Origin of the sequence: Sphaerospermopsis kisseleviana CS-549 (assembly GCF_028329225.1) — a bacterium.
Lineage (GTDB): Bacteria > Cyanobacteriota > Cyanobacteriia > Cyanobacteriales > Nostocaceae > Sphaerospermopsis > Sphaerospermopsis kisseleviana.
In genome coordinates this window covers 117,331-138,345 of the sequence record NZ_JAQMTI010000108.1, presented here as the reverse complement: position 1 = coordinate 138,345, position 21,015 = coordinate 117,331, and the positions used below count along the sequence as shown (strand labels likewise).

At 37.4% G+C, this 21,015-nt stretch carries 20 protein-coding genes and 2 pseudogenes; 15 read left to right on the top strand and 7 right to left on the bottom strand.

The features are described 5' to 3' along the window. Nucleotides 1–117 precede the first annotated feature (117 nt). A complete protein-coding gene (locus PN497_RS09245) occupies nucleotides 118–1,119 on the top strand; it encodes an alpha/beta fold hydrolase (RefSeq protein ID WP_272109974.1) in 1,002 nt (333 codons plus the stop codon). On the opposite strand, the gene PN497_RS09240 is transcribed toward PN497_RS09245, so the two are convergent. After that, nucleotides 1,120–2,406 carry a glycosyltransferase gene (locus PN497_RS09240; RefSeq protein WP_096572977.1) on the bottom strand — a complete coding sequence of 429 codons (1,287 nt, stop codon included), beginning with the start codon at nucleotides 2,404–2,406 and terminating at the stop codon, nucleotides 1,120–1,122. 316 nt (nucleotides 2,407–2,722) lie between these two features. Between PN497_RS09240 and PN497_RS09235 the strand changes: the two genes are divergently transcribed. The 6 genes and pseudogenes from PN497_RS09235 (at nucleotide 2,723) to PN497_RS09210 (ending at nucleotide 7,568) form a co-directional block, all read left to right on the top strand. Beyond that, a complete protein-coding gene (locus PN497_RS09235; protein WP_096572978.1) occupies nucleotides 2,723–3,328 on the top strand; it encodes a TetR/AcrR family transcriptional regulator in 606 nt (201 codons plus the stop codon). A gap of 29 nt (nucleotides 3,329–3,357) precedes the next feature. Then, nucleotides 3,358–4,893 (top strand): phytoene desaturase family protein, encoded by a 1,536-nt coding sequence (locus tag PN497_RS09230; protein WP_096572979.1) that lies wholly within the window; start codon nucleotides 3,358–3,360, stop codon nucleotides 4,891–4,893. Nucleotides 4,894–4,951: 58 nt separating this feature from the next. Then, nucleotides 4,952–5,524: pseudogene (locus tag PN497_RS09225) on the top strand (GHMP kinase); the annotation flags it as partial. Nucleotides 5,525–5,794: 270 nt separating this feature from the next. Next, nucleotides 5,795–6,679 carry a UTP--glucose-1-phosphate uridylyltransferase gene (locus PN497_RS09220; protein WP_096572980.1) on the top strand — a complete coding sequence of 295 codons (885 nt, stop codon included), beginning with the start codon at nucleotides 5,795–5,797 and terminating at the stop codon, nucleotides 6,677–6,679. A gap of 159 nt (nucleotides 6,680–6,838) precedes the next feature. Next, entirely contained in the window at nucleotides 6,839–7,138 is a 300-nt protein-coding gene (locus PN497_RS09215) for a hypothetical protein (protein WP_272109969.1), read from the top strand. Continuing rightward, the gene (locus PN497_RS09210; RefSeq protein ID WP_096572982.1) at nucleotides 7,131–7,568 is read left to right on the top strand and encodes a PIN domain-containing protein; all 438 of its coding nucleotides are present in this window, start codon (nucleotides 7,131–7,133) and stop codon (nucleotides 7,566–7,568) included. Before PN497_RS09215 ends, PN497_RS09210 begins: the two co-directional genes overlap by 8 nt. An 81-nt stretch (nucleotides 7,569–7,649) precedes the next feature. On the opposite strand, the gene PN497_RS09205 is transcribed toward PN497_RS09210, so the two are convergent. The 4 genes and pseudogenes from PN497_RS09205 to glpK all read right to left on the bottom strand — a co-directional run bounded on the left by PN497_RS09205 (nucleotide 7,650) and on the right by glpK (nucleotide 12,182). Then, the gene (locus PN497_RS09205) at nucleotides 7,650–8,771 is read right to left on the bottom strand and encodes a hypothetical protein (protein WP_096572983.1); all 1,122 of its coding nucleotides are present in this window, start codon (nucleotides 8,769–8,771) and stop codon (nucleotides 7,650–7,652) included. A gap of 28 nt (nucleotides 8,772–8,799) precedes the next feature. Then, entirely contained in the window at nucleotides 8,800–8,982 is a 183-nt protein-coding gene (locus PN497_RS09200; protein WP_096572984.1) for a type II toxin-antitoxin system HicB family antitoxin, read from the bottom strand. A 200-nt stretch (nucleotides 8,983–9,182) separates the two neighbouring features. Then, complete coding sequence (locus tag PN497_RS09195) at nucleotides 9,183–10,466, bottom strand: hypothetical protein (protein WP_096572985.1); 1,284 nt, start codon at nucleotides 10,464–10,466, stop codon at nucleotides 9,183–9,185. 222 nt (nucleotides 10,467–10,688) lie between these two features. Then, nucleotides 10,689–12,182: pseudogene (glpK, locus tag PN497_RS09190) on the bottom strand (glycerol kinase GlpK). Nucleotides 12,183–12,689: 507 nt separating this feature from the next. Here glpK and PN497_RS09185 point away from each other — a divergent pair. From PN497_RS09185 to PN497_RS09170, 4 genes are all read left to right on the top strand, one after another. Continuing rightward, nucleotides 12,690–12,884, top strand: a complete 195-nt coding sequence (locus PN497_RS09185) for a hypothetical protein (RefSeq protein ID WP_096572986.1) — start codon at nucleotides 12,690–12,692, stop codon at nucleotides 12,882–12,884. A 511-nt stretch (nucleotides 12,885–13,395) separates the two neighbouring features. Next, nucleotides 13,396–13,599, top strand: a complete 204-nt coding sequence (locus PN497_RS09180; protein ID WP_137666047.1) for a copy number control protein — start codon at nucleotides 13,396–13,398, stop codon at nucleotides 13,597–13,599. A 115-nt stretch (nucleotides 13,600–13,714) separates the two neighbouring features. Beyond that, nucleotides 13,715–14,158, top strand: coding sequence for a hypothetical protein (locus tag PN497_RS09175; RefSeq protein ID WP_096572988.1), 444 nt, complete (start codon nucleotides 13,715–13,717; stop codon nucleotides 14,156–14,158). A 348-nt stretch (nucleotides 14,159–14,506) separates the two neighbouring features. Next, nucleotides 14,507–15,292, top strand: coding sequence for a hypothetical protein (locus PN497_RS09170; RefSeq protein WP_096572989.1), 786 nt, complete (start codon nucleotides 14,507–14,509; stop codon nucleotides 15,290–15,292). A gap of 343 nt (nucleotides 15,293–15,635) precedes the next feature. Here PN497_RS09170 and PN497_RS09165 read toward each other — a convergent pair whose 3' ends face one another. Continuing rightward, the gene (locus tag PN497_RS09165; RefSeq protein WP_096572990.1) at nucleotides 15,636–16,283 is read right to left on the bottom strand and encodes a Uma2 family endonuclease; all 648 of its coding nucleotides are present in this window, start codon (nucleotides 16,281–16,283) and stop codon (nucleotides 15,636–15,638) included. Nucleotides 16,284–16,639: 356 nt separating this feature from the next. On the opposite strand from PN497_RS09165, the gene PN497_RS09160 reads away from it, so the two are divergent. Beyond that, nucleotides 16,640–17,269, top strand: a complete 630-nt coding sequence (locus PN497_RS09160) for a restriction endonuclease subunit R (RefSeq protein WP_096572991.1) — start codon at nucleotides 16,640–16,642, stop codon at nucleotides 17,267–17,269. A gap of 162 nt (nucleotides 17,270–17,431) precedes the next feature. Here PN497_RS09160 and PN497_RS09155 read toward each other — a convergent pair whose 3' ends face one another. Beyond that, on the bottom strand, nucleotides 17,432–17,629 hold the full coding sequence (locus tag PN497_RS09155; protein ID WP_096572992.1) for a hypothetical protein: 198 nt from the start codon (nucleotides 17,627–17,629) through the stop codon (nucleotides 17,432–17,434). Nucleotides 17,630–17,896: 267 nt separating this feature from the next. Between PN497_RS09155 and ade the strand changes: the two genes are divergently transcribed. The 3 genes from ade to PN497_RS09140 all read left to right on the top strand — a co-directional run bounded on the left by ade (nucleotide 17,897) and on the right by PN497_RS09140 (nucleotide 20,859). After that, nucleotides 17,897–19,531 carry an adenine deaminase gene (ade, locus tag PN497_RS09150; protein ID WP_096572993.1) on the top strand — a complete coding sequence of 545 codons (1,635 nt, stop codon included), beginning with the start codon at nucleotides 17,897–17,899 and terminating at the stop codon, nucleotides 19,529–19,531. A 57-nt stretch (nucleotides 19,532–19,588) separates the two neighbouring features. Next, complete coding sequence (locus tag PN497_RS09145; protein ID WP_096572994.1) at nucleotides 19,589–20,146, top strand: Uma2 family endonuclease; 558 nt, start codon at nucleotides 19,589–19,591, stop codon at nucleotides 20,144–20,146. Nucleotides 20,147–20,232: 86 nt separating this feature from the next. Beyond that, nucleotides 20,233–20,859 carry a hypothetical protein gene (locus PN497_RS09140; RefSeq protein ID WP_096572995.1) on the top strand — a complete coding sequence of 209 codons (627 nt, stop codon included), beginning with the start codon at nucleotides 20,233–20,235 and terminating at the stop codon, nucleotides 20,857–20,859. Nucleotides 20,860–21,015 lie beyond the last annotated feature (156 nt).

The window sequence follows — 21,015 nt, the reverse complement described above, 5'->3', positions numbered from 1 at the left end:
TTTAAATATGAAATTTATTTGGCACAACTACTTAATACCGATCTAACCGGAATTGATATGACTCCCGCTGTAGCAGCATAATAATTATTACTCTATTAAAGCAAAAAAATGTTTGATGTGGAAAACCTACATTTTATTCTCATAAATTTAAACTTGTTCTATCCAGAAATTCTCAAAATACTGATTTTTATCTCTACTACTTTATATCAAATAATTGCTTGTTGGTTAGAAGACCGCACACCCCCACCAGGTCAAAGGGTGGATGTGGGAGGCTACTATTTACATTATGTTACTGCTGGTGAAGGTTCTCCAACTATTGTGGTAGACCACAGTTTAGGAGGAGTTGAAGGTTATTTATTACTGGAAGAATTAGCCAAAATTTCACGGGTTTGTATTTATGATCGGGCTGGTTTTGGTTGGAGTGATATTAGTCCTTATCCCCGTACCAGTAAGCAAATTGTAGCTGAACTTGAGCAAATGTTAACTTGTGCAGGACTAGAACCGCCCTATATTTTGGTTGGTAATTCTTTTGGTAGTTATAATATGCGTCTTTATGCCCATCTTTTTCCCGAAAAAGTGATGGGAATGGTATTAACTGATGGTTTACATGAATCTGGGATGCTGCAAATGTCCTTTGCTCTTAAAGGACTACAATTATTTTTTATTTCTGGGTTTTTAATGTCTATTTTTGGTTCTAGTTTCGGGTTAATTAGAGTGATGAATAAAATCGGGGTGTTTGAATTGATTAAGCCAGAATTACGTAATTGTTCAGGTTCATCTTTGCAATTAGTTAAACGCTCCTTTTGTCGTCCTAAACATTGGCTGACTATGACCCAGGAAATTATGGGTTTGGCTGCTAGTGGTCGTCAATTACGCTGTGCTAATGATTTCAAAAATTTGCCTATTGTTAGTATTAAAGCTCAGTCATTTTTTAAACCTTCTCTCCTTACTGCTTTTCTACCTTTGAAAGCAGCGAATAAATTACGCGAACGCATTCATTTAGAATTACTCAATTTATCAAATAACTGCATTCAAATTAATGCAGAAAAAAGCGGTCATTTTGTTTGGATTGATCAACCAGAAGTAATCATCAGCGCAGTGAAATTATTGTTGAAATAGTTATATCATTTGCAAAAATGCTTGCTGTTGAGGAAAGTGTTGATTAAAAACTGCCACTGCTTGCTTCACACCATTTTCTAAGCGAATTTGTTCACCAATAAATTTAGCCTGTGGTCGCATTTGAGTATGATTAACTGCGGTAGTAATTGCCTGGGCTAATTTATCCACAGTTAAAGCAGCTTTAGGAATGGGTTCAGAACTAACACCCAACTGCCAAAGGCGATGTCCCCAAAAGGGTTGATCCCCAAAAAAGGGTATGATAATAGAAGGGACACCAGCCCGCAAAGCCGCCGCACTTGTTCCCGCACCTCCATGATGTACAATTGCAGCCATCCGGGGAAATAACCAATCATGGGGAACAGATTCTATTTTGAATACGGTTTCTGGTAAGTCAGTTGCAGCAATTCCACCCCAACCAGTTAATAAAATTCCCCGTTGTTTTGTCTTTTTTAAGGCTGCTAGGGCAATTTCGGTCATTTGTTGGGGGTCGCGCCCTGTCATGCTCCCAAATCCAATATATACCGGAGGTGATCCGGCGGCGATAAACTCTTGTAAATCTTGGGGTGGTGTCCAATTTGCAGGATGTTCTAAAAACCAATAGCCTGTAATATGTAATCTTTCTGACCAGTTGCCAGGTTTAGGCACTACCACTGGACTAAAACCGTAAAGATAAGGTACATTTACCTTTTGTAACCGCCCATATAATCCTTGCCAATTTGATAAAGGTGTTAGTTGCAAAGTCTTTTCTCGAAACTGGTTTACACCTTTACGGAACACCAAACCAAACCCTTCCAATAATATTGGATAGGTGAGGGAATTTAACCAACCACCTAATTTTAAGGTTTGGGGAAGGGAGGGAAAGGGAAAATCAAAGTTAGGACTTTGAGGCATTAACGCCGCTAATATAAAGGGAATTTGCAATTTTTGGGCAATATCAAATCCCCAAATAGTGTAAGCAGTACCAATAATTACATCACTATCCTGGCAATTCTGCCAAGAATCAGCCATTGCTTCTGCTAATAATGGCGCAACCATCTGAGCATATTTCTGAATCAATTTTACAGGATTACTGGCTTCGAGCATTTGCTGTCCGGCTTCTTGTGCCATTAATGCTTGCACATCCCCACCCATTGCGGCAAAGTCTAATCCGTAGCTTTGCACCATTGTTTGAAAGGGGTGATGGGTGACTAATTTTACACTATGTCCGGCTTGTTGCAATCCCAATCCTAAAGCAATCAATGGTTGCACGTCGCCGCGAGAACCTGTAGTTAAAATTGTGATTCGCATATTTTTTCTATATTTTTCAAACGAACTAGACTGTTCGGTTCGGTTGATAATGCTAATTTAGACCGTACAGTTTGGTTTGTCAAGAGATTTTAGACTAGACTGTTCGGTAAAAATGTTAAACTTATCTGAAAGCCTTCTGCTCACATCTTGCACCACTCCGTACAAACCCAGGTAATCTAAAAAGATTCGCCATAAGACTACCTTGTTTTTATTGGTTTTAAACGGTAAATCAAGGGTTTTGGAATTATACGGTGAAATAAAAATACATCAATTTGTGTTGGTGCAAGATGTTAGTTTATTAACCATTTTCTAAATAATGCCAAAACAACCAGATCAAACCTCTGCCAAAGCTGAACAAATCCTGCAAGGGGCAATGCAAGAGTTTCTTAAAGGTGGTTATGCCGATACAAGTATGGCGCGGATTGCCAGTACAGCAAAGGTATCTAAGGAAACTCTTTATAACTATTTTGAAAATAAGGAAGCATTGTTTGCAGCTATTGTGGAAAGAATTGCCAAGCAACAATTTGAGGATGTATTTGCTTCAGAACCTTTACCAGCAGATCCAGCAGAATGTTTGCGTAAACTAGCACCTAAAAGTTTAACTGCGGAAAATCTCGATCCCACAAGGATGAATTTTTACCGTTTAATTGTGGCAGAGTCGGGACGGTTTCCCGATTTAGCGCGATTGTATATCAAAGAGTTTGAAAAACCGAATTTAGCAGCTTCTACAGAATATCTGCAAAATTGCCAGGGGTTGCGAAGTTCTGACCCGGAAGCAGTGGCTTGGATTATTGCTGGTACAATTAATTTTTATTATTTGATGATGGAACTATTACATGGTAAACATGAATTGACGATGACTAGCGATCGCCTAACTGAAGCTTTAATTGAGTTACTTTTTCCTGAAGCTGATAGACAATAAATCACAGTTCTAGTTATCAACCATGATTCATGAATAACACAGAAGTAATTGTAATTGGTAGCGGTATAGGCGGTTTGAGTTGTGCTGCACTGTTGGCACATTATGGAATTGATGTCACAGTAGTGGAAAGTCACTCCATCGCCGGTGGTGCTGCTCATGCTTTTGAACGCAACGGTTACAAGTTTGAGTCTGGACCATCTTTATATTCTGGTTTATCTTATACCCCTTCCCCTAACCCCCTACGTCAAGTTTTAGATGTTATTGGGGAAGATTTACCTTGTGTTAATTACGATACTTGGGGTTGTTATTTACCAGAAGGAATTTTTGATACTCAAGTGGGTGCTGATCAGTTTTGTCAGGTGTTACAAAAACTACGGGGAGATAAAGCGGTAAGTGAATGGCGCAAACTCCAGGAAATTATGACACCTTTGGGTAAAAGTGCGATCGCCTTACCTCCTGCTGCTTTACGTTATGATTTAGGAGCAGTGTTAACAGTGGGTAAATTTGCCCCAGCTTTACTCCAACAGGCTGCTAATGTAATTAAATTAACAGGGTCTTTTTCTAGCATCATTGATGGTGTGATCACAGATCCGTTTATTCGTAACTGGTTAGATTTACTTTGTTTTTTGTTATCAGGATTACCCGCCAATGGGACAATAGCCGCAGAAGTAGCGTTTATGTTTGCAGACTGGTATCGTCCTGGTGTGCAGTTAGATTATCCTCTAGGTGGTAGTGGTGCATTAGTTGATGCTTTAGTCAGAGGTTTGACTAAAAATGGTGGTAAATTAATTTTAAACGCCCATGTCGAGCAGGTTTTAGTAGAAAATAACCGTGCTGTGGGTGTACGTCTGCGAAATGGTCAGGAAATTAAAGCCAGTAAAGCAGTTGTTTCTAATGCTTCAGTGTGGGATACACTCAAACTTATTCCCCCTGGTGCTTTACCTAAATGGTATGTAGAAAAACAAGAAAAAACACCTGAATGTGATAGTTTTATGCACTTACATTTAGGAATTGATGCCACAGGATTATCGGAAAATTTAGGTATTCATTATATAGTAGTTAATGATTGGCAAAAAGGCGTAACTGCACCACAAAATGTAGTTTTAATATCTATTCCTTCCGTTTTAGATTCATCTTTAGCACCACCAGGAAAGCACGTTATTCATGTTTATACACCAGGAAATGAACCTTATAAAATTTGGCAAGGTTTAGAAAGAAATAGCAAAGAATATAAGTTATTAAAACAAGAACGTGCGGAAGTAATGTGGCAAGCTTTAGAAAGAATTATTCCTGATATTCGTTCTCGTTGTGAAATTAGTTTAGTGGGTACTCCCCTTACTCATGGGCGTTTTTTACGTCGTCATCATGGTAGTTATGGACCTGGGATAGTTGCAGGAAAGGGTTTATTTCCTGGTGCGACTACTCCTTTATCGGGGTTGTTGTGTTGTGGAGATTCGACTTTTCCTGGAATAGGTTTACCTGCTGTAGCAGCAAGTGGGATGATGGCTGCAAATACTATTGTTCCGGTGCAGCAACATTTACAATTACTTAATGATATTGGGTAATTGGTAATTGGTGATTGGTGATTGGTGATTGGGTAAAATTGTTAACTTGTTCCCTGTTCCTTCTCAATGTGGGAGAATGGATCAGGCTTGTGCTTATGGTAATCAACCTATTGCGATGATTTTTGATGGTGATGATACCGAAATCATTGAGTTAAAAGTTCCGCAAGATTTATATTTTGTGATTGTGGATCTTGCTGCTGCTAAAAATACTCAGGTGATTTTGAGTAAATTAAATGAATGTTATCCTTTTGCTGAGAATGAATTACAAAAGAATGTGCAACAGTTTTTGGGTAAAATTAGTTATGAAATTACCCAAGCTGCAATTGAGGCTTTACAAACAGGTGATGCTGAAAAAATTGGTATGCTGATGAAACAAGCACAGGCAGATTTTGATCAATATCTCATTCCTGCTTGTAGGGAAGAGTTAACTGCTCCTGTTCTTCATCAACTGTTGAATAATTCACCAATTCAAGAGTATATTTATGGTGGTAAGGGTGTAGGTTCTCAAGGAGATGGAACAGCGCAGTTTATTGTGAAAAATAAGGAATGTCAAGATAAAATTATAGATATAATTAATCGTGACTTTCCACAAATGCAATGTTTAAAATTAACGATTTATAGAAGGGAATAGGAAATAGGGAACAGGGAACAGAAAAGCTAAAGTTCTCTTAGTATATGACTATGATGTGAAAATTTGTATTTCATTTACTCTAAAAATACTGTATACTAAGAGAGCAGACCTATTTTGAAAAAAATAACCGCAGCAACCATAAAAAATCTCTTGAATTCTCTTACCTTTGTGTCCTTTGCGCCCTTTGCGGTTCAATCATATTAATCCTTGTGGTATATTATTTCCATAGATATAGATAAAAATGAATTTACACATTTGGGATACTCCCGTATGTTAACAAATAAAATTAAAAAAGCTGTAATTCCTGCTGCTGGATTTGGTACTAGATTATTTCCCGCTACAAAAGTTGTAAAAAAAGAACTTTTCCCAATTATTGACAAAGATGGAAGGGCTAAACCTGTAATTTTGGCAATTGTGGAAGAAGCGATAAATGCGGGAATTTCTGAAGTCGGGATAATGGTTCAACCAGATGATAGAGAAATATTTACGGAGTTGTTTAAATCTACACCAAAACCGGAATTATTCGCTAAACTTTCACCAGAAAATCAAGCATATAGTCAATATTTGCAAGAGTTAGGAAGTAAAATTACAATCTTAATTCAAACAGAACAAGAAGGTTATGGTCATGCTGTTTTTTGTGCTAAAGATTGGGTAGGAAATGAGCCTTTTTTGTTGATGTTAGGGGATCATGTTTATAGGTCAGATATAGAAATATCTTGTGCTAGACAAATATTAGATATTTATGCTCAAGTTAATCATAGTGTGATGGGTTTGACGACAATGCCAGCAGAAATTATTCATAAAGCTGGGTGTGTAGCTGGTGTTTGGAATGATGATCAATCTCTGCTTTCTTTAAGTCAAATTTATGAAAAACCCAGTGTTGAATATGCACGGGAGAATTTGCGGGTTGAGGGGATGGGAGATGATGAGTTTTTATGTGTGTTTGGGCTATATTTACTGACACCGCAGATATTTGATTTTTTGGCAGAAAGTATCAATCAAAACTTACGAGAACGGGGTGAATTTCAGTTAACTTCTTGTTTGGAGAAATTGCGTAAAAAAGAGGGAATGACTGGGTATGTTGTGAAGGGTAAATGTTTTGATACGGGTTTACCTGATGCTTATCGTCAGACTATGATTGATTTTAGATTATAATTGTTAGTGTGAGGGTGGCGATCGCTTCCTGAACACTTTAGCGGAGAAAACGAATCTGATGAATTCAATTTATAATTCTGCTATATTGAGTAGTGAGATTTCGTTTAAAAAATATGTGCTAAAAGTAGAATGAGCAAACCCTATCTATAAACCTAAGATATGACTTATATACCTAACAATATGGAAATTAAGGCTTTCCCTATTCGCATAGAAAATGAGGGAAAAATTACAATTCCAGAAGATTTAAAGACCCATCTTAGCTTAGTCACAGGTGATATGTTGACATTATTACAAATTGGAGATGTTGTTTTACTAACTCCTAGACAACCTCAAGTTCCTCAAATTGCAGACCAAATTACAGCTATGATGGAAGATGCAGATTTAGAACTTAGTGATTTACTCCAAGGTTTGGTAGCAGAACGAGAAGCAATTTGGCAAGAAGAAAATAAAAATGCGTAAGGTTTTTGCTGATTCTAGCATTCTGATTGCTGGTGCGGCTTCACGGACAGGAGCTAGTCGCGCTGTGTTAACAATGGCGGAAATTGGTTTGTTTCAGTTAGTGATATCAGAGCAAGTTTTATTAGAGTGTGAGCGAAATCTTAGTAAAAAATTACCTGATGCTTTACCAATTTTCTCGCAGTTAATAGCTGCTATTAATCCAGACATTCTACCTAATCCAACTGCGGAAGAAAGTAATCGTTGGATTGGGATTATTGAAGCTAAAGATGCACCTATTTTAGCTGCGGCTGTGTTAGCAAAAGTTGATCGGTTATTAAGTCTGAATACAAAGGATTTTACTGTGGAAGTTGGTATTGAAAGCGGATTAATTATTCAAACTCCTGCTGAGTTTATGAAAGAGATTCGAGAGATTGTACAGAGGGGTTTGTAATTTAGATATGTAGCGATCGCTTATTGAGAGAGAAAAGAAAGGGCGATCGCACAGTATTTGTATTAAAATAGTGGTTTGTAGTTATTGAATATTGTTAACATAAAACCGTTCATAAAAACTAACGGGATCATTCTGACAATTCAAGACTTGATGTGAACCAGATCGATAATCTATAAGGGCAGCATAAATTTCTTCCTCATCCATAAAATTTGTGTCTTCAGTTAGCCTAATGAGTGCAAATGGGTGTTCATATAAAATTAACAAAACTGTTGGTATTTTATCTCTACTAGCCAGTATCACAGTGTGATAACCAGGCACTGCAAAATTCTGTTTTTGTGAAATAGTATTATCATTTCTATTTATCTTCCAGATATGTTGAACAAATCTCTCTCCCTCCTCTTGAGTATCACCAAGAATAAATGATTTAATTGGATCAAGTACACTATTTCGAGCGCGTTGAGATCCTAAAAATGCACAGACAGAGTTTACTGCTGATTTAGCTATTGCACGATTAATCAGATTCGGTTTTAATACCAAATTTGCTTGGATTTCACTTTTTAAAGATCCGCTAAGATGTTCTGATTCTTTACCAAATTGCCTCAGTAGTTCACCATTATTTATTTGCGACTTGAGCAACCTAACTTTTTCAATAGAGGAGGCACGTAATACATAGTTCATACCCCTACCCCCAGTTTTGATAACTGCTGGCTGAATCGGAGGAAGTAATTTATCTTCTTGTGAAAACACTAAGTCCTTAAGAGAAAGCTTATCAGGCTGAACAAGGTCTTGCTTAATCTGCTCAAACAACTGTTGATAGTTTTGGTTAGAATTACAATAAAAATTAATTCTATTCTTATCTACAAAAACAAGTTGCGGAAACATAATTGGTTTAATATTAGTTTCTATTCGTATACTTAGCCATATTCCAGTTTTTTGCTCAAATTGAACATAGTGACCTGCTTGAAACAAAGTACGATTTTTAGAAATATCTGGATGGTTTGGATAAACGTATGTGCGAACAAAATCAATCAGTTTTTTATCAAGTGGCGAGAAAATATCAGTATTACAATGACAACAAACATCCGTGTCCAAAACCCATCGGGAATTTTTGAAGCCGTGTTGAATAATATGTTCTTCTGTCCGGGGTCTGGTGTTATCACCGCAAAATAAGCATGGATAGGTATATCTATTATTGGTGTTCATCTTTTTTCAAAACTAATTACAATGTCAATCAGGGAAGTTCTTTACCTAAATCTTCATACATTTCAAAAACTGCTTCTAAGGCATCTGTAACATTAGTTAAAACTTCATCCATAGAATCCCCTTCAGTAATCAATTCTGGCAAGAGTGGAGAAGTTACAGTGAACCCCCCTTCTGATTGAGGTGTAAATAGTAGTGGAATTTTGTAGAACATATTGTAATAGTATAGTCGAGTTTATTCTATATTAGTCAAGGTTGGATTTGGTGATTCCTTTACCCACAATAGATATTGATTGACTTGTCAGAATATCAATATCTTAAAAAAATGGTGTACTATATTTTCGTTAATACAATTTATAAAAATTATAAAAATTATAAGAATTTAGTAGGTGGTCTACAACTTCTATAAGTAATTTACTCAATAAGTATAGAAGTATTGATGATTATTTGTTCTGCTACAAAGCGTAGCAAAGGTATTTCTTTAACAAGAACTCGATCATCTTTAAATGGCATATAACGAGCTTTATCCGACTCTTTACTATGCACAATAGAATTACGGGTTTTATAAATTCTGGCTGCAAGCTTCTTGAAGATATTTGTTGTATTACTATCGTCTATATTTATCTCATCAGCCATAGCAAAAGTAACTTTTGAAGTTTTATAATAATTGATAAGGGTCGAATCGTAACTATTAAGTTTGTCACGCAAATCATCAATATTTACGTATCTCTCAATTGTTAATCTCAGTCCTTCTTGCTCACTGAAGGTAATCTCTTCATTACGAATTTGTAATGAACGACTTATATCCTTGATAAGTTTACTGATATCTTTCTTGCGTTTATAAGAAAAATCAGGATGAGTGATTTTATTTTTAATTTTTTCAATTAAATCTTCATTAAATACTTCTTCAAAGAAATGCTCTATGACATGATAATAGGATAAGTATTCGAGAAATGGGTTATCAGCAGCTACAGCTAACTGATAATGATAAATGAGATCAGGAATGTAGTGCCGCCTCGGTGGATCGATATCGCTAAGACTTGGTCTTCTAACTTGAGATATCTTACCTGTTCTCAAAATTTCATCAAGATGCTTTTGAGGAACTAAAGCAGCATCAAGATTGTAACTTAGCTGAAACAAAAAAGCACTACTAAATTTTTCAAATTCTGCTGGTGGTCTATTTCGGGCTGACTCAAGACGCAATGTAATAAATCTAGAAAAAACTGTACGTTTCAAAAACTCAAATATATCTTCTATATCATTCGCTCTACGCATAATCTCTGCTCTGGGTATAGGATTAGCTAAAGCACGAGGATTTGTAATAGACGCTACTGTATAAAGCAAAAATAATAGATACTCATTACTTGGACTAGATAGACAATATGTTATTGAGTTATCGCTATCTTCTAGCATTAGAGAATCGTCACGAACTCTAATGCGAACTCTTGGAAAAAGCGATTCTTCTCTGAGAAGTACCTCATAATATTTTCCATTTGCAAGAATAGTTTCTTCAACTGAATTCATTGCTTGTAAATTTTGAATACAGTTACTTAGATTATCTTTGCTGAGTTCTATTTCATGACTGATTCCATGATTGTTGAGAGCAAACAAGAATCGATCATCTGTTTCCTCTAGGTCATAACGCAATACTTCTTTTATCCATCCTGCAAAATCTTGCAGTGTAGCATTAATTTCCATATATTTGGATTTAGATATATTACAGATAAATCTTATGCCACAGGTATATTATCATACTTTTTAAATTAACACTTTAATTTTAAAATTTTTGTATAAAGTATCGTGATTGTATATTGTGGTTAAACATTTTGATTCTTTGCTTCTTTGCGCCTTTGCGTGAGATATATTCATATTTTCAATCAGTACCACCAATTTACGTATTGTATATTTAACTTTTATTAATTATACCCAATCAAAAGTCCTACTAACCGCCTTCTTCCAAAGTCGATAACAACCTTCCCTCTCCACAGTATCCATCTTCGCTTCCCAAGTCTGATCTAAAAGCCAATTCTCAGACAACTCCTCCAAACTCCCCCAGAAACCAGTCGCCAACCCAGCCGCATAAGCTGCCCCTAACGCTGTAGTTTCTGCTACCTGGGGACGAATCACAGGCACACCTAACACATCACTTTGAAACTGCATCAGCAGGTTGTTGTACACCATCCCCCCATCTACCTTCAAAGCAGTTAAATTTCCCTGCGCGTCTTCTCTCATCGCATCTAAAACTTCACGAGTCTGCCATGCTGTAGCTTCCAACACCGCACGGGCAATATGACCTTTATTTGTGTAGCGAGTCATCCCCACAATTACACCCCTAGCATCATTGCGCCAATAGGGAGCAAATAACCCAGAAAAAGCCGGGACAAAATAAACACCACCGTTATCTGTAACTGTACTGGCTAATACTTCTACCTCTGCACTGGTTTGAATTAATCCCAAATTGTCACGCAACCATTGAACCAAAGCACCGGCGATCGCAATACTCCCCTCTAAAGCATAAACCGCCGCAGCATCTCCCAATTTGTAAGCTACGGTTGTCAATAAACCATGTTGGGAAAATACGGGTTGTTCACCTGTATTCAATAACATAAAACAACCAGTACCATAGGTATTTTTAGCATCACCTACCTGAAAACAAGTTTGTCCCATTAATGCAGCTTGTTGATCTCCTAAGTCAGCAGCTATGGGAACTCCTGCCAAAATACCCGTAGCTTGACCATAAATAGCTGAGGAAGGGCGAATTTCTGGTAACATTTGCCGGGGAATACCCATAATTTCTAATATTTCCCCTTCCCAGTCCAGAGTTTTCAAGTTCATCAACAAGGTACGACTAGCATTTGTGACATCGGTGATATGTAAACCCCCTGCTGTACCACCTGTTAAATGCCAAATCAAAAAAGTGTCAATTGTGCCAAAAATAGCATCACCATTTGCGGCTGCGGCTTTTAATTATGGTATATTTTCTAGCAACCATTTTATTCTCGGTGCGCTGAAGTAGGTAGCAATTGGTAAACCAGTGATAGGGCGAAAATAGTCTATTCCCAAATCTTTGACTAATTGATTACAGATATAGTCAGTTCTGGTATCTTGCCAAACAATGGCGTTATAGTAAGGTTTGCCTGTGTGTTTATTCCAAACTACGATAGTTTCCCGTTGATTGGTAATGCCAACGGCTGTGATTTCAGCCACAGTAATATTACTTTTATTTAAGGCATCTTTAATTACAGTTTGAGTACATGACCAAATTTCCAGAGGATCATGTTCTACCCAACCCGGTTGGGGGTAAATTTGCTGATGTTCTTTTTGGGCGCAGTCAACAATTTTACCTTGTTTATCAAAAATCATGAAGCGGGTGCTAGTTGTTCCTTGATCAATGGCTGCTACGTATTTGGTCATGTTGTTTGTTGCTGGACTGAGGTTTTCAACCTTGCATGAAACTATTATCAATTGAGATTTTCTCAAGGGGTGATTTTTCCCACACCCTATACCAAGTTTCTACTTTAGGTTAAGTAAGTCGGCTTGAAAAAACTGAGGTATGTTACAAAATGTAAATTCCCTAAAAGTCTCTTCCCTCTTGCCTTTTTTGCCATAACGATAAATTTTAACGCCTAACTACTTATATCTATCAGGTTATCTTTCACAATATCAGACTCAATCGCTGTAATCCTTATCTGGCAAGGTGTTTAGTCGGTTATTTGACTGGAATTAGTCGTTTATCTGTGAAGGTTTGTTGTCTGATATTTTTGATATGGCAACTTGATATTATTTTGATATAAAAGTAGTATTAAAATGGGTTATAAATACACCCACTTACACATAAGTTAATTTGATATAAAAGTGATATCAGACTGGTATTAAATACTGTTATAGTGGTAGGGATAACCTACTATAAAGATATTGATAATGACTACAGCTTATATGCCACGACAGAAACGACCTACAACAGCAAGGTCAATCAGACTTATAGAAGAAATAGCCACAGCAGTTGATAATTATGCCGACGATCAACTTATTAGTTCTAATGCTGCTGTAAATAAATTATTGCGAGATAGGTTAGCCGACTTGGGTTATATGCCAGAAACAGATAAAGCCAGTTAGTTAACAAGAAAGGCAGAGGGCAGGAGGCAGAGGGAGCAACGCGAAAATGTGAGATCGGGGTTAAATTCGCAATTACATAACTCCATTCTCAATAAAATCCAGTTTTTCCGTTGCGATGCCTTGGGAGCATCCCAATTTTACAAAAATAACCACAGCAACACCAAAAACTCTCTTCTTCTTTCTTACCTTTGTGTCCTTCGCGTCTATGCCTTCGGCACGCTTTGCGAACGTGGTTCGTTCATTTGAGGTCTTAACCTCAGAGAAAAAATAAACTTACACATTTGGGATGCTCCCGATACCTTCGGCGGGCGTAGCCATCGCATCTTAAAATAGGCTATTTACGTACCTGGTTTCTGCACATCACTTTCATCGCGTTGCTCCCGACGACAGTTGTTGCAAAATGGGGAAACAGTACCAAGTATGTTGCTTATGTCAGATATATATGATATAATAGACATCATACAAACAATAAGCGACATACATAACATATAAGGACAAAATACAAAAAAAGATGCAAAATAGGTTAAGCAGCGTATCTATATCAGCTATGTCAGAAAACCTAGATGAAAAAATGGTTAGCTACCGTGTATTTTTACCGGAACAGTTAAGAACAGAATTTAAAGTGTGTTGCGCTAGAGACAATACAAATATGAGTGAAAAAACACGGGAACTTGTCGAGAAATACATTCAAGAACGTCAACAAAAGGGAGGCTAACCCATATCGGGCGCAATGCGATTGGCTACGCCAGTGTCGTAGGCGATTGGCTACGCCAGTGCCGGAGGCAATCGCCCAACTAACCACCAATCCCAAAAACTAAAACAGAGGCGTTATGACCACACCACAGCCAGTGGATACAGACACCAGGCTCAACCAGCTTGAGGATGAATTTGAGACAGTTAAGCAGCTTTTGATATCAGCCGCTTCCTATGCTGAATCAGCTGATAAACGGATTGACAGATTATCTGAAAGGCAAGATATTACCCAACGACAGCTTGATGGTTTAGCCGTAACTGTTCAAGTCATGGGTGAAACAGTTCAATCTATGGGTGAAAAAGTTGATAATTTTGTCACCAAGGTAGATGACTCTTTAGACCGCTTAACCCGCAAAATTGATGATTTTGTGGAAACCACCACAGCACGTAACGCTGTAGTAAATAATGTTGTCCTTGAATTACGGGACTCTCAGCAGTCTATTAATGCGTCGTTGGTAAGAATGGAGTCCATGATCTTGCAGCTGCACAAACCAAATAACAGTAACGAAGCTGGTAGTTAGGGATGGGATTGCAAGATAGGTTACGCCAAACTGCGCTATCGCCAGTGTTTGAAGCGCGATAGCGTATCCCTTACTTGACTGAAGGAAAGAGATAGCGCGACCTAGTAATCGCAAATTGAGCAAATTAGTGTAAAATAATTTCAATAGCAAAACCCGGTTAGCCGTGGAAAGTGAACCGGGAGTTGCATTTAAATAATTCACTCACCATTTAGGGCGAGTCGTTTTGTTTCAACCCCATTGAAAAAGGTCGCTATCTATAACTCCATTCGCAAAAGTAGCTATCCATAACTCTATAACTCTATTTGCAAAGGCTGCTATCTATAACTCTATTCACAAAGGTTGCTATCTATGACTACATTAACAGCTCTCGACCCAATTGATCAACAAATTTGTGACCAAATTCAGAAACAAGCGCAAGAAATGACTCGCGTCTTCATCCAGTTGTGTCAAACCGTCTACTTTGCGAAACTGACGTGCAAGCGTACTGAGTTGAAGACCATTCAAGAATCATTAGAGTGGACAGGAACTACGGCAACCTCCTATGCTAAGGTAGGCGAGTTCATAGCGGACATCGAACCTAGCAATCTAGATTTACTCGATTGCAACACAATCAAAGCTTTGTGCTACGAGAAGTTTCAACCAATATTAGAACGCCTAAAATCAGAACGTCTCACAGTAGCAGAAGTTCGCCAGGAAATGACGCAAATAAATAAGTCGCTGAAAAAAGAGAAGCCACCGCAGCGATTATTGGAGTGGAAGAGAGAGAAGACTGGTGAGGGAACGTTAATTATTCGTTTGCAAGATGTGGAAGCAGGTTTAGAATTTGAAAGCAGGTTCAAAGCCTCCTGTCTCCCGTTGCCATTGTTCATTAGGAATTTACTCAGACAACAGCCAGTGCAACCGGATATTGCTTGGCAAGCAGCCCCAGAAGAATCAACCGCACAGATGGAAGAAAAATCAGTAAAAGCAGAGGAAATCGCAGAAATCGAGAATAATATCTATGGGGAGAGTCCCTTTCACAAACAGGGTAACAATCAGGATGGGATGGCTACGCCCAACGTAAGTCCTGCGGACAGGCTACGCCAACGCGTAGCGTCTAGCAGAGAAGGCATCGCACCGAAAATAAGCTGTTAAACCTTTAAGAAAGCATATTGACGCTTTTTCCCAACAATCAAAAATATGCAAGTTAAATTTCCTTCAGCTTACCTAGGGCTTGCTGATAGCGGAGTGTGGTGTAATACCGTTTCTTTATAGCTAATAATAGCAAAAGCGAAGATTGAGAATTATTAATTTTAGAAAAGTGACACAATCGAGTTACACACTGCTGATTTTTTCACCTTTCTTTTTATTTCAATCTTTAAAGCGGATGGCTGATAGCTGACGGCTGAATACTTACGGTAGTTTTAAAACTTAAACTTCAATCGTTTACTGTACCTCATAAACATTGAATATGCTGTATATACTTCTAATTATTCGCTTAATTTGCTTCTAGTTGTTGCCTAACCCATGCACGGAATAGTCTCATCGTCGCATTTCTACCATTAGTTTTACTTAACATCAAATATTGAGGTATTACTTGAGAAATCGCTAAGTTAGGAAAAATAGAACTGGTAGTTGATTCTACATACTTACCATTTACCAGCACATTAATTTCTAATTTTCTTCCATTCCATCGCCATAGTTCTGGTACTTTCAAAGCTTGATAATTATTGAAACGAGTACGGGAAGTAATATCAACTTCAATTGCTAAATCTGGAGGTGGAGCAATTTCTAAATATATTCCATCTTTCCCTCTGACTCTAGCTTCATTCTCGATGTAGAAACAATCATCAGGTTCTACCCCTGCGTCCATGCTCTCCTGATCAAAAGTCGTAGACCCCAAACTCCAGAATTCCCAATTAATTTCCTCTAATAAAGCTTTTACTAAGTCCCCAATAATTACTTTAGCTACTTCATGCGCTGGTAATGGAGCCATTATTTCTAGCACCCCTTGACAGTACCCTATTTTATAATTGCGGTTGTCTCCTAATTCTGCTAAAATACGTTTGTATGTAGACCAGGAGATATTTTTAATTAACAACTGATGACCGGGTTTAACAATTAGTTGGTTGAGTTCAAGCAACATACTCATTTTTTACCTCTTTTTCACCTAACTTAGCCCAATCAGTATTTTTTTATTATATTTCATTATCGAATTTTTGTAGTATTTGACTAAAACCTCTGGTCAAATAATAGGTTGTAATTTAACAGAACAGGATCTACGCATAGCCTACGAAAAATAAAAAATATGGGTTTGAGATTGCTTAATATCGCTCGCGATGACGAAAGAAAATACGTTAATTTTTGATGAGTCCTAAAAATCCTCATAACACACGCGCTATTGAGGGGGCTACGTCATTGAGGGAACAAACTGCCATAATAATTTGTATATAATGAGAGTTAAATATTGAAATATTGCGGATCACTACCAATCACCAAATTATGACACAAACACTCCAAGCAAGAGATATTGATTTACGCTACTTAATTGATAATTTTGGCATTGAATTAGTTTTACATGGACAATTCTTCCCAGAATGGCAAGAGGAATTACCAGAAATTACGGATTTAGATAAACAACTTTTAGACAAAGTAAAAGCTGGTTATTTGAATCTTCTCAATTATCCCCCATTGCTAGAAGATGTTGTCCGCATGGCAATTGTAGATCCGATACTTTTTATCGGTGATTTTTACTTATCTCCCTTTTACGTAAAATCAGAAGAATCTATAGATATTGCCGTACCAGATGAAGACGTAATCATCAAAGGTAGAATGGATATTTTAGTTTTAAAAGAGCAATTCTGGGTGATGATTATTGAATCGAAAAAATCTTCTTTTTCTATTGAAGAAGGACTTGCACAAATTCTTTATTATATGTTAGGTAATCCCTATCCTGATAAACCCAGTTTTGGGATGATTGCCACAGGTAGCGAGTTTATTTTTGTGAAATTAGTAAAAGGAAACCCACCCCGTTATGCTTTATCAAAAGGGTTTTTAATGCGTAATCCTGGAAATGAATTATATGATGTGCTGCGTATTTTCAAGCATTTAACTCAATTGGTGAATGCTTGAATTTTTCCGTATTTTCTTTGTTCCTCTCTTTCTTTATTCCTCTTAGATTATTCACAAAAATACAATATTTCTAAATCAAGATTGTAAATACGCCAGTGATACGATACTGTTGGCGAATATAATACATATTTGTATTTTTAAGTATTACGTAAGCTCAAACTTTTAATCTGTGGTTGCGACTTTTATTTGTAACACATTTGTTTGTGAGTTTGTAACACTTTTGCCAACAGTATCCGCCAGTGCCGGAGGCGATCGCTCTCTCCAATCTCTATGAAAATTTCCCTCAAGAAAATTTAGTTTCCGCCTAGTGGTTTTCATTATTCTACCAGCTTGATTAAAAATAGCAATAATTTTAGTCACAATTTTTCTTAAATTCTTGGTTTAAAGGTTACGATAATAGTTACAGCAGTTTCCAATGTGATGAAGTACAAATTAAAATCACAAAGCCTTACAATAAAAGGATTTACAAGTTGATAGCTGACTGCTGAAAACTGAAAGCTGCTGTAAAAGTAAATAATTTCCAGGTGTTATTTTTTAGTAAAATCCTAGATTCTATTATAGCATTTTTTGTAAAGCATTTTTAGGTCACAAAAGCTCTATCTCTAGTTATTTTTTACCAATAAAATTATGAAAAATTTTACCATTGCTGGCAATATAGTAGACGTTCTCCACCGTCGCATTTTTCCGGGTACTGTTCACATTCAAGATGGATACATTCAAACCATAATCCCAGACCAGGGGCAATATTCACAGTACATTCTTCCTGGTTTTGTGGATGCCCATATTCATATTGAAAGTTCCATGCTTGTACCGACTGAGTTCGCAAGACTAGCAACGGTACATGGTACAGTCGCTACTGTTTCTGACCCCCACGAAATTGCTAATGTTCTGGGTTTAGAGGGTATCCGCTTCATGGTGAATAATGCCCTACAAACTCCCCTAAAAATCGCTTTTGGTTTTCCTGCTTGTGTCCCTGCTACTACTTTTGAAACTGCCGGGGCAACCCTGACGGTAAACGATTTCCATCAACTGGTTAAACATGGTGTTTCCTATTTAAGTGAGGTGATGAATGTACCGGGGGTGTTGGCTGATAGTCCAGAAATAATGGACAAAATTCATTTAGCGCAAAGTTTGGGAATCCCCATTGATGGTCATGCACCGGGGTTAGTGGGTATGGGGTTACGTAAATATGCAGAAGCCAAAATCACTACAGACCATGAATGTTCTTCCTTGAGTGAGGCTTTGGAGAAAATAGCATTGGGGATGAAGATTCAGATTCGGGAGGGTTCAGCAGCTAAAAATTTTGATGCCCTGCACAGTTTAATTGATGTCTACCCAGAACGTTGTATGTTTTGCAGTGATGATAAACACCCTGATGATTTAGTTACTGGACACATTAATCTCTTGGTCAAACGGGCAGTGGCATTAGGTCACGATGTTATGAATGTGTTGCAAGTTGCCTGTGTCAACCCTGTCAAACATTACAATCTTGATGTGGGACTGCTGCAAGTGGGGGACAGTGCAGATTTGATTGTTGTTGATAATTTACAAGATTTTACGGTGTTGGCTACCTATTGTCAGGGTGTGTTAACAGCCAAGTCAGGGTCAACTTTGTTACCGTTTGTTCCAGTTAAACCCATTAATAATTTTAATACTACTGCAAAAACACCGGGGGATTTTGAAATAACTGCCAAGGGTGCAACAGTAAGAGTGATTACCGTTACTGATGGTCAGTTGACCACAGGGGAAAAGTGTGTACCCGCAAAGATTGAAAATGGTAAAGTCACAGTTGATCTAGAGCAAGATATCTTGAAAATTACGGTGGTAAATCGCTATCAAAATACACCGCCATCAGTGGCATTAGTGCAGAATTTTGGATTGAAACGAGGGGCGATAGCATCAAGTGTAGCCCATGATTCCCATAACATTGTGGCAGTGGGGACAACGGACTTAGAAATCTGTACTGCGGTAAATGCCATCATTCAACATCAAGGTGGTATTGCGGTAGTCGAAGGTAATAAGGTTGACGTATTACCCTTATCGGTGGCGGGTTTGATGAGTGATGGTGATGGTAATGAAGTTGCCAAAAAATACGCAGAACTCGATGCCTGGGCAAAACGATTAGGGTCAACACTATCTGCACCATTCATGACTCTTTCTTTTATGGCGTTGCTGGTGATACCCGATTTAAAACTTAGTGATCAAGGATTATTTGATGGGAGAAAATTTCAGTTTATACCACTGTTTGTTGATGAATTATAGCATTTACCAAGAGTCGTTTGCTGTTAAAATTAAAGAGGTTTGAGAGGGCATAAAGCTATGACTATTGCAGCAATTCAACCGACAAATATAGAAGAATTTTTGCAATTGCCAGAAACAGAACCAGCTTCTGAATTTATTCATGGACAAATTATACAGAAACCAATGCCTCAAGGGGAACATAGCCAACTTCAAATTGATCTATGCGAAACTATTAATCAAATTACTAAACCTCAGAAAATTGCCAAAGCTTTTCCAGAACTACGCTGTATTTTTGGTGGATTAGCAATTGTCCCAGATATAGCGGTATTTCGTTGGGAGCGAATCCCTCGGTTGCCATCAGGACGCATCGCCAATCGGTTTGAAATTCATCCAGATTGGGTAATTGAAATTCTCTCTCCCGAACAGAAATATAAACAAGTTCTCAGCAAATTACTACACTGTGCTGAGTATGGTACTGAGTTAGGTTGGTTGGTTGATAGTGACGATGAAAGTATTTTGGTGGTAGATAGCGATCGCCGAGTTAAGGAACTTAAAAATAGCGATTACTTGCCAGTTCTCACAGGGATTGAATTAAATATTACTGTTCAAGAAGTCTTTAGCTGGTTGAGTTTATAACCCACATTTCGCACCCTCCGATGTCACAATCTTGTGCTGTAAAACACCCTACATCAAGTAATACTTAAATTTTGCAAAGGTAAAAAATGGCTTTCAGTAATTTCAAAACTATTGGGGAAGTCCTCACAACTTTTCAAGTTATCTACACCGAAGACAATTTTATCAGTGAAATTGCCTTTAATATTACCGACTACTTCCGCGAAGATTTAGAATTAATGATGCGGGATGCTGTTGTTGATAACTCAGAATTTGCCATTTGCGAAAACTTAATTTATCCCGTTCTCAAAGAAGTTTGGAAAATCTACCGCCAACATTTTATTTTATGGAGTCATCAATCCTTAAACTACGATGAAAAATTATCAGGATTTCCTGAATATATTTTAGCTAAACGTTCCCCATTAGGTAAAGTTGTTTTTGATAAACCATACTTTATTTTAGTAGAAGCCAAACAAGACAACTTTGAAGCAGGTTGGGCGCAATGTTTAGCGGAAATGATTGCTGCTCAAAGATTAAATGGAGAATATCAAATCATTATTTGGGGGATTGTTTCTAATGGCGCGACATGGCAATTTGGTAAACTAGAAAATAACAAATTTACCAGAAATATGACTCCTTTTACCATTTATGAACTAGATAAATTATTTGCTGCTGTTAATTTTATATTTAAACAATCTGAATTACAGCTAAATAATTTAGTTCGATCTGCTGTTTAACTTTAGGGACTTCAAAAAATAAAACAGATTTGGAGTAAATGAGGTATAAATTTTAGGAACAAAACCTGATGTTAACAGACTTTCAAGCCTGTTCCCTGTTCCCTGCTGTAAAACATACCGTGACCGAAAAAATTTTAGATTTTAGATTAAAATCAA